Source organism: Pinibacter aurantiacus (assembly GCF_019130065.1).
In the GTDB taxonomy this organism is placed as follows: domain Bacteria; phylum Bacteroidota; class Bacteroidia; order Chitinophagales; family Chitinophagaceae; genus Pinibacter; species Pinibacter aurantiacus.
Genome location: NZ_JAHSPG010000006.1, coordinates 68576 through 82935, shown reverse-complemented (window position 1 = coordinate 82935; position 14360 = coordinate 68576). Strand labels below are relative to the sequence as shown.

The window sequence follows — 14360 nt, the reverse complement described above, 5'->3', positions numbered from 1 at the left end:
CGTTTAATTTATCTGAGGTTGCAATTATACTAATATCCCGCGGCTCTTTTTAAAACAAATGACTGTAGTTTTTTACCATTAACCACCTCGTACAGCTTCCATGTATTTGCATCATTTGCTGCTTCCAGTTTCCAGCTTTTGGCAGGATCAGCGAGTTGTGTTTTTATCCAGCGGGGAAACGCATTGGCGGCCCTTGCATCTTCCCATGTGCGAATCACTTGGAAGATGGCATCTTTCTGCGGGCAAGCTTCCACATCTTTTTGATTCAAACTTAAACTGTAAGTAGTTCCTACTCCCACTGAGATCGCCTGAACATGTTCATATTGTTCAACTGTTGATTTCGCATTGATGGGAAAATTTCCACCCATTCCTACCGGAAAAAAGTTACCATAGGTTACATCACGCAAATCCTTGCCCTGGCTAGTGGTGCTGCCCCACTCGCGCGTATCAGCATCATACAAATTCTTTCCGCCGCCAACGTTCCAAATACTTTGATAATGCCATGAGCCTTCGGATAAAGTTGCGCCAGTAAATCTTATATAAGGAACGCCGGTGCTTTTTGCGTGATCAAACATTTTATGAAAAAACCGCTTGGTGGAATAATAGCCATGCCCGTTGTTAAACAAGAATTCCTGTCCGTCAAAATCATAATAAGCAAGCCCATTGATGCGACAAACGTCTGCGTAGTATTCTGCAATTTTGTCCTGCAACTGCATGTTCGGAATAATTCCATCGTAGCCGTAATTAACCGTTACCTGCAGTTTGTATATGGTGTCTTCAGCCGCATGACTTGCAGGCGTTGTTTTCCAGTAGCCACGTTTTACATTCAACAAACGGTAAGGTGGTTTATCGGACACTCCAAGATAATGTATCAGTTCTTTGCCAATTTTTATCATGTTCAGATTTTCACCATGCCCCTCCCAGCTTGCAATTTCCTCCATATGTTTTGGATCGTCGACAATGATGATAGTGTCGTTCGCATCGATTGATTTTGCAAGAAGGCGTTTCTGCTGATAGCAAAGACTGTCGCTTGGCACCGGGCTTGCATCTTGCGAACCAGGAGGCAATGAGTTGGTGATGGTCGTTCTTCCTATAATGATTCCATATTTCGCAGCCAATGCAGAAAACTCTTTGTGCGATTTGTTACCTGCATTCATTTTGATAGGCTTGTGTTCAAAATTCTTTCCATCTATATAACCTTCATTGGCCCTGTTGGTTCTTAAGAAGCCTTGATCGTAAAGACTGATTGCTTTGAAACCAAGTTGATGTGTGTAAGAAATGATGCTATCGTTAAGGTTACCTGCACTCATTGCATCGGGTACAAAAGACGCCGGATCTTTCACCCACCTGCCATTAAAAGTTGGATACGGCAGCTTTTCCGATAAAACGATATTCTGCATTACATCCATCAACGCAGTGCTGTCGGGGCTACCCCACAATGCTACGGAAGAACCGATATAATCCACACCGGGCAAAGGTTGTACGTCAATATGGTTAGGAATGTTAGCAGCCATATTGGGAATTAATGAAAAACTTATTTCCCGTTTACCGGAACGATCCCTTGATTGATAGGCTATAGATATTCTTCCTTTCTCATCTACCTGCGCTGCATCGCCATACATAATGCGGTACCAGGGTTCTTTATGCGCATAAAAGGCAACGTCACTGATGCCGTTTCCACCGAGGCTAAAGACCTGCCCTTCATGCAAGCTGTCGGGCAAAGGAAAGCGCTGAACATCCGGCGTGTGAATGATATACTGGAAAGGTGCGGCATCTCCTACAGTTGAAGAAGCGCCTCCTAATGTGTTATCATTCAAAGCAAGCATGCCAATAGTATAATTGACTTTGCTGCTGGTATCACGTGCTACACCAATAATTTCACCAAAAAGATTGGTGATGTTGGTATGATAATACCCCCACTGAATGCCTTCTATCCCTTCACGTTTTGTAAGAGACAGCAGCGTCATTTTAAAATATTTTGAATGAGGATCGATGCGAATGCTGGCAACAGAACCATTGCTATATGTAAGCTTTATCAGTTTTTCCTTTTTCTGATAAGCAGCTTTAACGGGCTCATAATATATTTTCTTAGCGCCATCGTATAGCAGCATCAACGGAGAAGGACGGTCCACTGGGCTAAACTCGCGATTAGGCGTTACCGTTATATTTTTCATGCTGGTAATAAAACCTTTTTCATTAACATGAATTTTAAAATAACGCGTAGAAAAATCGCTTTGCGCAAACAAAGAAGTAGTAAGCAATGACAAAGCGAGGAGCGACGAGGCTCTTTTTAAAAGAAACATAGAATGCTATTAAGTTTGTATTAGTGCAATTGGGAATTAATAATTAATAATTAACATGGCACCTCTCTAAAATTTGAACAGGCCTCACTTGCGAACAAGGAAGCTGCGTTTTCTGATGAATGCCATCCTATTAATTTTTAATTATTAATTATTAATAGGACCTTTTTACTGATTACCAAATGAATAAAACGGTTTCGCTTCCACCCAGGTTTGCCCTGCAGCAGTTCCCGCAACGCCTACCTGGTAATGGCTCATTATTTTGTTCCATTCTGCGCAACGGGGGCTGTACGATTCGGCTACTTTGCCCATTTCGTTTAAATCGGCATCTGCAGGAACAGTAATGTTCATCACTAACAAATGATCAAAGCGATACAATGTAATTTTCTTGTATCCCGCTTTTTTGAAACCTGCTTCTACTTCCGGCCATACCTGTTTATGATACGCAAGATATTCACTCATTTTTGACGAATCAGGAGTGATGTTTACCACAAAAACTTTTTCAACCAATTGTTGTTGTGTGTTTTTTTCTTTACAGCCGCTCATTATAACGATGGCCAAACCTATTGCCAGTAAACGATTATAGAAACTGTTCATACAAATGTTTTTTGTTCATTGTGCGCCTTTTGCTTAGGCGCATGCTATCTGAAAATAAAATAAATGCCTCCCATTACAACCCCGAGCAATGCCCATCTTGCCCAAACATTGCGGGACTGATGCCCTGCCTTTTTATTTGTTTCTACCAATGATGGTAACGCTGTATTTTCTTTCTTTTCGGATAGTAATGTGATGACAACAATAACGATACTTAAAACGGCAAAAATGTAAAATGACAACAACAGGAAGTGTGGCCAATATCCTTTGTATGGATAGTTCATCACATGGCAGGCGCCAATGACAAGGCACAACAATCCTCCTCCATACAATACCACTTCTGCTGCCAGGCTATTCACTCTTTTCCACATGATACCTGCTAAAAAAACAACTGACAATGGCGGTGCCAGAATGGATACAAGTCCCTGGCTCAATTCGAAGAAACCCTTTCCTGAATGAGAAAACAAAACAGCCACCAGTACTGCGAGGAAAGCAGCAACAACGGTAACCCATTTGCCTATGGTTCGTTTCTGTACATCATTCAACTCTCTGAACTGGGCAACCACATCCAATGTAAATACGGTGCTGAAAGAGTTCAATCCGGAAGAAACGGTATCGATCAATGCTGCTATCAAAGCAGCGATACAAAGGCCCAGCAACCCGTGGGGCATCAATTGTTTTACCAGGGTAATATAGGCATTGTCAGGCTGCGCTGTATCTTTAAACAACACAAAACACATGATGCCGGGAAAAATAAAAATCAACGGCATGATGATTTTCAGCGCTGCAATGAACATTGCTCCCAGCTGGCCCTCGCGAATATTTTTTGCTGCCAGCACTTTCTGCACAATGGTTTGATCGGCACACCAGTAATATATAGCCACCACAGGATACCCCAATATAACGGCCACCCATGAATATTCCGGATCAGAAGCGGGGCGGAAAAGTTTCCAATAATTTTCGGGTGTTGCGTGCAACAGTTTGCCTACACCGCCAATTTTGGATATACCCAAAAACGTAAGCACTACGGAAGAAACAATGATAATGATGGATTGAAAAATACCTGTACGAACCACAGCTTTCAATCCGCCGATTGCGGTGAAACTCGTTGCAATAATGGCGATGATTACTACCGCCCTCATCAATGGCCAGTTGAATATTTGCGAGATCAACAATCCGCCTGCGTATAAAGCGCTTCCCAGCCATACTACGAGGATAGAGATAAGGCTATACACCACAAGGAAATTGTATGATCTTTTTCCAAAGCGCAATTGTAAGAACTGCGGCATTGTACTGATCTTTGTGGACATGTAGTGCGGCAAGAAAAACATAGCGAGCATAAGAAGGAATATCCATGCGAGCCATTCAAAATTACTTCCTACCACACCCTGCGAAAAACCAATACCGGCAAAGCCTATGAGCATCATAGGGCCGGCGTTTGCGCTAAACATGGAAAAGCCAATTTGCCACCAGCGCAAAGATCGGCCTCCTAAAAAAATATCATTGTCAGACGATTTTTTATTCAAATAAAACCCGACAAAAAAAAGTGCTATCAGGTACAACAGCAGTACTAAATAATCAACTAAGGCAAGCGTTATATCCACAATACTATTTTTAGAAAATTAGAGTGTTACGATAGCCGAGTACGGCTTTACGGTTTGTCTGCTCCATGCAAAGCATTTAATGATTTTGTTCTTCCTGACACAATACTCCCAATCGATTCTCACCGGCAATCCTTCTACATCGGGCAATTTCATATAACCTCCCTGTTCCCACTCTGGCATTACCAATAAATATTCTTCCAGTCCTTCCATAAGACACCGTAGGTTTTCCAGCATGGCATTGTCACCGGCTGTTGCCAAAAGAAACGCAGTAAAAAAAGAATATCCTCCGGAAGAAAACATCAGGCCCTTTTCTTCGGCAAGATTCTTTACATCCGACCATTCCTTTATGCCTGACAATTGTGTGGGCACCGGCTGAAAATGTTTCACCCCCAACTCACTTAAGATGGGAAATGTTTTTGCTGAACGTTCAGATTCGCCATACGATACCGGAACAGGTACATGAGCGCACAACTTTTGAATTTGATCATAAGCCGCCGAGTGAACGGGCTCTTCAAGCCATGCAATATTATCAATGTCTACCTTATCTATAAAAGTTAATGTCTCGTCGTAAGTCCATATCTGGTTTGCATCAATCGCCAGTTTGCATTGATTACCGATAATTCGTTGTACAAATTTTACGCGCTCTGCGTCTTCATCTATCTGCTTCCCGAAATTCTTTCCCACTTTCATTTTGTAATACTGCACTCCTTTGTCAAGGAAAAAATTCACTTCTTCTTCAAGCTCTTTGCAGGTATAATTTGTGCCGCCACCGCTGCCATAAACTTTCACTGAAGTTTTTTCGGCTCCCAGGTATTTATGCAAGGGAATTCCGCTTCTGCGTGCTGCGAGATCGTGTAAAGCCATATCTATTTGCCCCAGTAATGCCGCTGCCTGCCCGCGAAAACCTTCATTGCGAATGGACCAGTACAAAGCAGGATAGAGATCTTTGTATAAAATATTGGGGCTATGCAAAAGAATAGGAAACAGGCAGGTTTCCAGCACATTAACATACGTACTGAACACCGGTGCCTCTCCTATATTTCCACCAGCATCTTCCAGCGTGAGGATAGCCATTCCAAAGGTGTGAAAGGGGCCCATAGTCGCGTCCTGGAAAGGGAGAACATTTTTAACCGGATCTAATACTCTTATCTTGATTCCGGTAATGTCAAAAATTTCATTATCTATTCGTGCCATACATGGTTTTATCTTGTAAACAATCTGCGATCTGTGTTTGTATCTCCAGCGGCAAAGGGCCGTGATTAATATCTTTTATTGTACTCGTGAGTTGTTGCATATTGGAAGCTCCGATAACTATTCTAAATGCAGATGAAAGGCCCAACAGGTAACGATGTGCCAGTTCATTCAGCGGCATGTTGTATTTATCCGCAATCAATTTTACTTCCCTGGCCCGGCTCATAATGTGTTCCGGTATCCAATCAGGTTTATTGAGCGAAAATTCATCAAAGCGTTGTCCGAGCAACCCCATATACAATGGGCTTGCTAAAAAATATTCAATATTGTTATCTATACAAAATGGCAGCTCTGTATACTGATCTTCCATGATGCAGGCATTCAGTTTATTAAATCTCATTACCACATCAAAAACACCTTTTGACAAATAAGATTTGTAGCAATCGGGATAGTTTCCTCCCAGCCCGATTTTTTGAGCAATTCCTCTCCTTTTAAATGAAACCATTTTTTCTACCACCCGCTCTACTTCATCTGCCGATACAACCTCCGGCTCATGCAGCAATAGCAAATCAACGCAAGGAACGCCCAAAGTTTGCAAACTGTTCATCACGCTTTGCTCCATCCCTTCATTGGAATAATCATAACTGCCATCTCCGGAAGCGAAGCTTTTTAACCTGCCCACTTTTGTGCTGATAAACGGAAGTTTGCCTTTCCACAATTTCAATGCTTCACCCACTATTACCTCAGCATCTGCATAGGCTGGTGCCATGTCAATAGCTGTACACCCCGAATCCAGCGCATGCAGAATGGTTTGGATTGACTCCTCTACGTTTACCGGCCCCCATATTCCTCCCAGGCCAGCCGTTCCCAGTACGCATCTGCTACTAAAAAATGTTTCCGTTAATGGATTACTCATACCTCGGTTTATAAGTTCGATTTAATAAAGGTATCCATGTGCCACTTATTAAGCTATTGCTATTTTAGTAAGTTCTTCCTTTATTTTGCTCGATTTCAAGGAAAAACAACTCTAAAGATTATTCGTCAACTGTCACGCAGAAAACAGACATTTCAATTCAATGTCAATTAGTTAGAAAATACCGGCTAGTCACCGATTCTGGTACGCCCGCTGACAAACTCTTCATTGCATTTTGTGTTATTGATAAAACCAACAATCACAACCACTAAAAAACAACTTATGGAAAGCACACCTTTGCGGTCAAAACGGTCATTCAAAATTATTCGCAACCACATCATTACCGGTTTTGTGTTTTTGATGCCGGTGCTTATTTCAATTGCTGTGCTGGAAAAGTTTTGGTCCAGTCTGCTGAAAATTGGAAACAAAGTATCAAAGCTGCTTTTCATCGATACTTTGCTGGGCGCCACAGGCGATGCGATCATTGCCATCATTTTGCTCTTAGCATTTTGTATATTGGCAGGCTTCCTCGTCAAACTTTCTGTATTCAAACGGATGAGTGACTGGCTGGACGAGAAACTGGCCCTTTTCATTCCCGGTTATAATGATCTGCGAAAAGAAACTGAAGTCAAAGTTGGCGTGGGTCCCAAGAAGGAGGAGGTTATTTTTGAAACTTGCCTGGTCCATACACAGGAGTATTGGACGCCGGCATATTTGGTTGATGTGGCAAGCAACGGCGATGCAACTGTATTTATCCCGGCGGCGCCTTCTTTCAGTAGCGGCCAGGTAGCAATCGTTAAGGCAGGCTCATACAAGAAATTGCAAATAAACTCTAAAACGCTCAACGAATATCTGGTCAAACTTGGCAAAGGAATTGCGATAGCCTAGTTATGCGATTACTTTACATTTTCGCCATCTGTTGTTATTCAATACCTGAGGCCTGTAAACCTTCGTATTTACTGGGTGTCTTAATAATAAAACGTCCGGCAGTAAGGGCCGTACAAGCAAACTGTTTATCTTCGCAAAATACCCTAAAACCGCATAGAACGACTGTATGATCAAATACCCTGATGAACAAACAAGTGCCGGAAGCGAACTCCCTCCTTCAAATATCAGCCTTGCTGATAAAATTGCCTACCTGAATGTAATTTCCGATTCTCTACCTACAGTTGTAATTGTGCATGATATGGCCAACGGCGCCTCAGTGGTTTACATGTCCAAACTCGGTCAAACCATCCTCGGCTTTTCGCTTGAAGATCTTCAGAAACTGGGTGAAGAATATCATGATCGCTTTTTTAATCCCGACGACAGAGTTCATTATTATGACAAGGTAATCAGCCTCATGATGAGTGGAGATGATGATCAGGTGGTGTCTTATTTTCAGCAGGCAAGACGTTCGCCGGAAGTAGAATGGAAATGGTACCTCACGAGTACCAGGGTTTTTCACAGAACGGAGGATGGCAAGGTTTCTCATTTAATTTCAAACGCAACGCCCATCGACAAAGAGCATCACATTACTGCAAAAGTTGATCGGCTGCTTGCAGAAAACAATTTTCTCCGAAACAACCAACACATATTTGCTTCTCTATCGAAACGTGAAAAAGAGATTCTCCGGTTAATGGGAAGTGGGCACAGCGCGGCAGAGATCTCTGAACAATTACATATTGCTGAAAGCACTGCAAACACACATCGCCGCAACATCAGATCAAAATTAAACGCCCAGTCCAACTACGACATCATATTTTTTGCGCAAGCATTTAACCTGCTATAAGGGCATTTGATAACAACCTTTTTTTTCTAACGAGGGCCGCCAGATGAATCCGGTTCGAACGGGCTTTTGATTCGTGTTTCCACCATAGCCATCAACCCAAAATACGGGTAACATTTTCCGCTTCGCGACATTTAACATGTCGCCCCTCTGGGGCTGGCATTTGGTCGCCGCAACGAAATGCCTTCTTCTGCTAACGTATCGCCCCGCTGGGGCTTGGTCGACCTCAGCGAATGTTCCTTATAGCCCCAGCGGGCAACATGTTAGTAGCTACGTTCTAGGTTAACACGAACCGAATACCAGCCCCAGAGGGGCGACATGTTAAATATCGCGAAGCGAATGATATTCGGGTTTTTGCAAGACACAATCAACCCCCAGATTGACGTTTTCACCCCTCACAGGTTAGAAGTGTGCAGGGTACATTTGTGAAAACAAATCACACCATGCGAAAATTAATCTTGAAGATGTCGATGTCGCTCGACGGTTTTGTGAGCGACTCCAATGACCGGAAAGACTGGATCTTTAATACCGGAGACGAGGAGTCATCATCCTGGAGTGTCGGAAAAATCAGCGAGGCAGGTTTAATTATCATGGGCAGAAAATCGTTTGAGCAAATGGCACCTTACTGGCCAACAGCCACCGGACCGTTTGCTGTGCCAATGAACACTATACCCAAAGGTGTCTTTACCCAAAAAGGATTTGATGGCATCGATGCTGCACAAATAACAAATGGAGCGCTAACGTCCGCCGCGGATTCATGGATCAACGCGAAGGTTTTCAATGGCGATCTTACCTCTGAAATAAGTAAACTGAAAGCTGAATCAGGGAAACCGATCGTAGCAATTGGTGGTGCCGGATTCATGCAGCATCTCATAGCAACGGGTCTCATCGACGAATTCCATCTGGCTATTCATCCCGTCGCATTAGGTTCGGGATTACCAATTTTCAACGGTCCGGCAATGCCGCTTTACCTGAAGTTGGCAGACGTAAAGGTTTTTCCAAAAGGAACCGTTGTACATGCTTACCACAAGTAGAAATTCGTGCATCAAATTCAATTTTATTATTCTATATTTAATTGAATAAACCTGTTAACCATTATGAAAAAACTACTTCCTTTTATTGTTATAGCACTGGCCAATATCTTGACCTTTACGAACATTTACGGACAGACATTAAAAATGCAAACACCGCAATTAAGCGACTTTAACGTACAGAATTATTTACCTAAACTTGGCTCGGTGCAGATTAAGGATAATAATGCCACAGAAAAAATAGCTGCACCAGGACCTCTTGCAAAAAAACTACTTGCCCTCCAATCTCAAAAAGGAATGCTGGTAACCCGCAACAATTATTTCGATGTATATAAATTACCTATTGACGGAATGCCCTGCGTTGTTCCCAGCAACAGCATTTGTTATAAAATGAATTCTCCAAAAATGGATTACAACGCAATGATTGAGCCTATGCCCAATTCAATGCAGCAACAGAACTGGATACCAGAAAAATTAAAAAAAGAATCTGGGCGCTAAGCACGCATAACCTGATTTATCAAAGAAAAAGTCCGTTGCAGTTTACTCAACGGACTTTTTAATTAGGTGGCCAAAAATTAAGCTCAATTCAGTTAGTACAGAGATCCCCTGGTTAGGGTTTGGTGATCATTAAGATTTGCTTATCAATTTCTGCGCATTGCTTTTCAGCTTCTGGTAAAGGAAGCCCTGCATTCATCCCGGGTCTTTTGTGCCCAATAAAAGTTAAATACGCATCTTTACTAATGGCTTGTTTTTTCTCTATTAAATGAAAAACGGAATCGCCGTTTTTATAGCCTGACAAAACATCATGCATGTTGCTAGCAGCAGCAAATTTTGTTTCGCCCAGGCTTAGCAGAATCTGTTTTGCCATAATAAAATGTCCGTTATTGTTGGGATGTATGCCATCTTCCGCGAACCTGAATGTTGAATCTTTAAGGCGGTGATCTTCCAAATACTTTTTCATTGGCCAGTGGATGTCGATCACGCTCCAGTTATTTGTATAGCGTTGGCTGATCAGCCAATCTGCATAGATATCAAGCACATTGGCGTATGCCTTTCCTTTTTGCTCATCATAAATGGGAGGCGTTATGTGTATAATGGTTGCTCCTGTTTGAACTACCTCTTTATGCAGCCAGTTCATTCCTTCTTTGAATTTTTGAAAACGGTTGTCATCAAAAGGCATGTAAATACCATCGTTCATGCCGTAACAGGCAAATACCAGATCGGGTTTTAGTTTTTCTAAAATGCGTTTCAGGCGTTCATGCAAATCAGGCCGGGGAAATTGACCACCCGCGTGACCGGGTTCTGATAATCCTGAAACTGTTTCGCTGGGCAGGCCCACGTTAATCACTTCAAAATTTCTTTCGGGATATTGCAGGCGTAAGTACGCGTCTATGCACGATACGTAATAACCGGCATACGTAATGCTGTTGCCAATAACAACGATCTTTTTAGTATTAGCAGGAATAGAATAAGGTTGAGCAAAACTCTTTATTTGTATGCTCAGGAAAATGATTACCATTAAATATAAACGTTGCATAGGCGTAATTTAACCCTGTTTTTTATATCGTAAGGTAGGCACTACACACCAAACCCAATTGGCGGAGATATTCTTTTTACTCCACTTTATTAGCTATTGGATAGGATAGTAGTTAATTGATCGTTCGTGAACTACTGTTAATTTAAAGGCCGCCTCAAATAGAATATGAGACGGCCTTTAACTACGTAAAGAAGGAAAGGATTTATCGGAACACTTGTCGCTTATTTATTTTTCTGTGCCCAATCGCGAAGCATTGCAATGGCTTTTGCAAGTACCCCTGCGCTGCCTTTGAAGTCACCGCTACCACTTGGTTCCCCATGTACACCATACCACTCATAAAACTTGTTGTGTTTAAGTACAATATTCAACATCGGCTGTAATTCATCGTATGCTTCCTGCGTAAATCCATTGGCGGCTAATTGCTGGATCATTCTGCCACCAAACCAGTGCCAATCGCCTCCGTTCTGGTATACATAAGGCTTGGAAGTAGTTGAGTTTTTATAAATCCCTTCGGGATATGGAGGATAAACCGTAAGACCGATGGACGGCGCACCTGACAACTCAACATTCTTTAACATCTGTTTATTAACCAAAGCTATCTCTTGTTTCGACAAAAGACCGGCTTCAATTGCTACAGCAGTTCCGCCATGATAGTGTATTTTGTTTTCATCAAAGTCAGCCGGAAAGGGAGAGCCATTCACATAAATATGCGGAATGAACTTATGATTCTTTTCGTCCCACAAGTATTTGCGGATGTTAGTTGAAGTCAATTCCTTCAGATTTGTCCACTTCTGTTTGTCCGCAGCAACTTTACTAAAGGCGATCATGTTATTCAACGCAATAACAAACATCGAATTGTCATACACGTCAATCGCCCAGTGCGTATTCGCATCCACATCAACGACGGCACCACCTTCAATTTGCACATCACCCCAGTCTTGTGTAGTTGCGCCGGTCAATAATTTGTACTTTTCAGAATACCTGTTTTTTAACAAATAATCAATGGAAAAAGCCATTCTTTCAAGCACCGTTTTATCGCCAATCTTTTCATTTAAAATGGAAGCATCACCGGTAACGCGAATGTATTTTCCAATTGCCTGGATGAGCGAAGTCTCCTGATCCGTTTCAACGGTGTTTATAAACCCAACGTGCAGGGGATCGAGGTCATTTGTATAAATGTTAGGATCGTTCCAGGTAACATGCCCTTTCAAAACATACCCGTCAACAATTTCTCCGTCTGGCTGCTGTAATTTATAAAACGTTAGAAGATTCTTTCGGATGCTGTCTGTGTTGTACACCTTACAAGATGTTTCTATGAAAGTGTTCATATCCCGGATCCACACCTGCGGATAGCCGTCACCAGCGTTAAACCCTTTAGCCAACAGCTTTTCAGCCATCGCATATACAGTGTCCATTTTTTTGTCGGACAATATTTTTCCGGCAAGCTCTTTCTTATTTTGCGAAAAAAGAGTTGTAGAGAAACTCAATATAAAAAAATATACAAAAAGCAACTTTGTTCGCATGTTACGTCATGTTTAAGTTGCACGAAAATACCTAAATTGTTAACATAGTGGTCGACTCACAAATTGCACCTTATCGCATACAATTTGAGTTAATTTGTAAGTCCGTTGCAATGCTAAATCAGAAATACACACAGGAGGTTAAGCTATGAACATTCTACACTATTTTTTTGTTTTTCTTTCATCTCTTGTTGTGGATATGGTGCCTTTCATAGGCCCTCCGGCATGGATGGTAATGGTTTTTTTCCAGGTAAGATTTGATTTAAATATCTGGCTCGTTCTTATTGCCGGCGTTGCCGGTTCTGCAGCAGGCAGGTATTTATATAGCACCTATGTATATTTACTATCGCAACGTTTTATCAAACCTCAAAAAAACGAAGACCTGCGATTTATCGGCGGCAAACTCGCCAACAATAGCTGGAAGGTTCAACTCTTTGTATTGCTTTATACACTCATGCCACTGCCTTCTACACCATTGTTTACAGTGGCGGGAAGTTCCGGAATTAAAACTTCCTATCTGATTCCCGCGTTCATTGTTGGCAAATTTATTAGCGATGCCGTTATGGTTTTTACCGGTGATTATGTCGCAAATAATTTCAATGACATTCTTCATGGACTTTTGACATGGAAGGTTTTAGTGGGAACATTAATCGGAGTAGTTCTAATTTGCCTTTTCCTGTTTACTGACTGGAGAAAACTATTGCAAGAGAAAAAATTCAGGATCAATTTCAACATCTGGAAATAATAGTTGAAAATTATAGATTAAACTCAACACAGAAACTGTCCCCTTTCGTGGATTTCAAATCCTTTTTCTTCCCATACTCTCTTTCATAAAATCGTTTTATTCTTGGCACTCAATTCAAATATGGGTGAACAGTCATCTACGTTAAATTGACCACCATCAAGCCTTTCATTGACGAGAGTCATTTTATAAAATAACTTCTATTGGTAGATTCGTAAAAGCTTTTCAACATCTCTTTCTTTCCCGTATTCTATATATCTCTCCCGCTTCGCTATGCCGCCCCTACCGAAAAAAGGCTGGTAAATAATTTCATTTTTTCAAACTTAATACCGGGCTATTTATGAAAAAATTATCACTAACATTGCTTGCAATAACTATCACATTCAATTTTGCGGGTTGCAAAAAAATCATCAGCGAGATACATAAAAATCCTGGGCAGGATTTTCAATACTGCGACATAAAAAAATTCAAGGTGTGGATGAGAGACACTTACAATGAATTTACTGTTTATTACAACAAAAACGGTCAACCTAAAGATGTCCTCGGCACCTACCCTGATACAGCCAGGCAAACATGGAGTTACGATCAACATTTCCGGTACGACAACCAGGGAAGGGTTACCGATTGGATACACAATTCTCCGGGATTAAAAAATGTTTTTCAATGGGAGACTTTTCATTACTTATCCCCTACACAAGTTAAGTGGCGTATATATCACAGATCAGCGGCCACCTTATAACGCTGCCGGCGCATTTATTCTCTGCAGAATTATTGACTACGACAGCTATGGAAGGGCCATAAAAATAACATCTCTTAAGCCGACCTATGTTCAGGACATTGTGTATGATGCCAACGGCAACTCCAATATGTATGAGGCTTACGACAATGGAATAAATCTTATGCGAACTAACAAGGTCTGGATGTTTGTTAACATGAATTTCAATACCAACAATTTCACCAAAGGCTATTTCGCAAATGCCTACACTTACAATTCTTATATGTTACCTACGGCGATAGATGTAACGCCGGAATCCAGTATGGACCTCGAACAGTTTTGGGGCGTTTCATTTGTTTTCCATAGAATGACAATCGAATACGACTGTAAAGGGTCACCGAAATATTACTATTAATGTAGATTGTGAGGTATACAAAACTGATCA

General features: G+C 41.6%; 14 protein-coding genes. 7 read left to right on the top strand and 7 right to left on the bottom strand.

All coding sequences use genetic code 11. The features are described from left to right. Window positions 1-29: 29 nt before the first annotated feature. The 5 genes from KTO63_RS10040 to KTO63_RS10020 all read right to left on the bottom strand — a co-directional run bounded on the left by KTO63_RS10040 (window position 30) and on the right by KTO63_RS10020 (window position 6605). Window positions 30-2303 carry a hypothetical protein gene (locus tag KTO63_RS10040; RefSeq protein WP_217791133.1) on the bottom strand — a complete coding sequence of 758 codons (2274 nt, stop codon included), beginning with the start codon at window positions 2301-2303 and terminating at the stop codon, window positions 30-32. A 165-nt stretch (window positions 2304-2468) separates the two neighbouring features. Continuing rightward, window positions 2469-2897: an L-rhamnose mutarotase gene (locus KTO63_RS10035; protein ID WP_217791132.1), complete on the bottom strand. Its 429-nt coding sequence runs from the start codon at window positions 2895-2897 to the stop codon at window positions 2469-2471. A 44-nt stretch (window positions 2898-2941) separates the two neighbouring features. Further along, window positions 2942-4498, bottom strand: coding sequence for a sodium:solute symporter family transporter (locus KTO63_RS10030; protein ID WP_217791131.1), 1557 nt, complete (start codon window positions 4496-4498; stop codon window positions 2942-2944). 18 nt (window positions 4499-4516) lie between these two features. Beyond that, window positions 4517-5692 (bottom strand): enolase C-terminal domain-like protein, encoded by a 1176-nt coding sequence (locus KTO63_RS10025; RefSeq protein WP_217791130.1) that lies wholly within the window; start codon window positions 5690-5692, stop codon window positions 4517-4519. Continuing rightward, window positions 5676-6605 (bottom strand): aldo/keto reductase, encoded by a 930-nt coding sequence (locus KTO63_RS10020; protein WP_217791129.1) that lies wholly within the window; start codon window positions 6603-6605, stop codon window positions 5676-5678. Before KTO63_RS10020 ends, KTO63_RS10025 begins: the two co-directional genes overlap by 17 nt. Window positions 6606-6884: 279 nt before the next feature. Between KTO63_RS10020 and KTO63_RS10015 the strand changes: the two genes are divergently transcribed. The 4 genes from KTO63_RS10015 to KTO63_RS10000 all read left to right on the top strand — a co-directional run bounded on the left by KTO63_RS10015 (window position 6885) and on the right by KTO63_RS10000 (window position 9899). Then, window positions 6885-7490 (top strand): DUF502 domain-containing protein, encoded by a 606-nt coding sequence (locus KTO63_RS10015; RefSeq protein WP_217791128.1) that lies wholly within the window; start codon window positions 6885-6887, stop codon window positions 7488-7490. A 166-nt stretch (window positions 7491-7656) separates the two neighbouring features. Continuing rightward, on the top strand, window positions 7657-8373 hold the full coding sequence (locus tag KTO63_RS10010) for a LuxR C-terminal-related transcriptional regulator (RefSeq protein WP_217791127.1): 717 nt from the start codon (window positions 7657-7659) through the stop codon (window positions 8371-8373). A 440-nt stretch (window positions 8374-8813) separates the two neighbouring features. After that, on the top strand, window positions 8814-9404 hold the full coding sequence (locus KTO63_RS10005; RefSeq protein ID WP_217791126.1) for a dihydrofolate reductase family protein: 591 nt from the start codon (window positions 8814-8816) through the stop codon (window positions 9402-9404). Between the two features lie 63 nt (window positions 9405-9467). Next, on the top strand, window positions 9468-9899 hold the full coding sequence (locus KTO63_RS10000) for a hypothetical protein (protein ID WP_217791125.1): 432 nt from the start codon (window positions 9468-9470) through the stop codon (window positions 9897-9899). Window positions 9900-10011: 112 nt separating this feature from the next. Here the strand turns inward: KTO63_RS10000 and KTO63_RS09995 are convergent, their stop codons facing one another. Next, window positions 10012-10938 carry an SGNH/GDSL hydrolase family protein gene (locus tag KTO63_RS09995; protein ID WP_217791124.1) on the bottom strand — a complete coding sequence of 309 codons (927 nt, stop codon included), beginning with the start codon at window positions 10936-10938 and terminating at the stop codon, window positions 10012-10014. A gap of 221 nt (window positions 10939-11159) precedes the next feature. After that, the gene (locus KTO63_RS09990) at window positions 11160-12461 is read right to left on the bottom strand and encodes an amylo-alpha-1,6-glucosidase (protein ID WP_217791123.1); all 1302 of its coding nucleotides are present in this window, start codon (window positions 12459-12461) and stop codon (window positions 11160-11162) included. 145 nt (window positions 12462-12606) lie between these two features. On the opposite strand from KTO63_RS09990, the gene KTO63_RS09985 reads away from it, so the two are divergent. The 3 genes from KTO63_RS09985 to KTO63_RS09975 all read left to right on the top strand — a co-directional run bounded on the left by KTO63_RS09985 (window position 12607) and on the right by KTO63_RS09975 (window position 14330). After that, window positions 12607-13203 (top strand): hypothetical protein, encoded by a 597-nt coding sequence (locus KTO63_RS09985; RefSeq protein ID WP_217791122.1) that lies wholly within the window; start codon window positions 12607-12609, stop codon window positions 13201-13203. A gap of 337 nt (window positions 13204-13540) precedes the next feature. Further along, window positions 13541-13939: a hypothetical protein gene (locus KTO63_RS09980; protein WP_217791121.1), complete on the top strand. Its 399-nt coding sequence runs from the start codon at window positions 13541-13543 to the stop codon at window positions 13937-13939. Then, the gene (locus KTO63_RS09975; RefSeq protein ID WP_217791120.1) at window positions 13854-14330 is read left to right on the top strand and encodes a hypothetical protein; all 477 of its coding nucleotides are present in this window, start codon (window positions 13854-13856) and stop codon (window positions 14328-14330) included. The genes KTO63_RS09980 and KTO63_RS09975 overlap by 86 nt, the downstream gene beginning before the upstream one ends. Window positions 14331-14360: the final 30 nt, after the last annotated feature.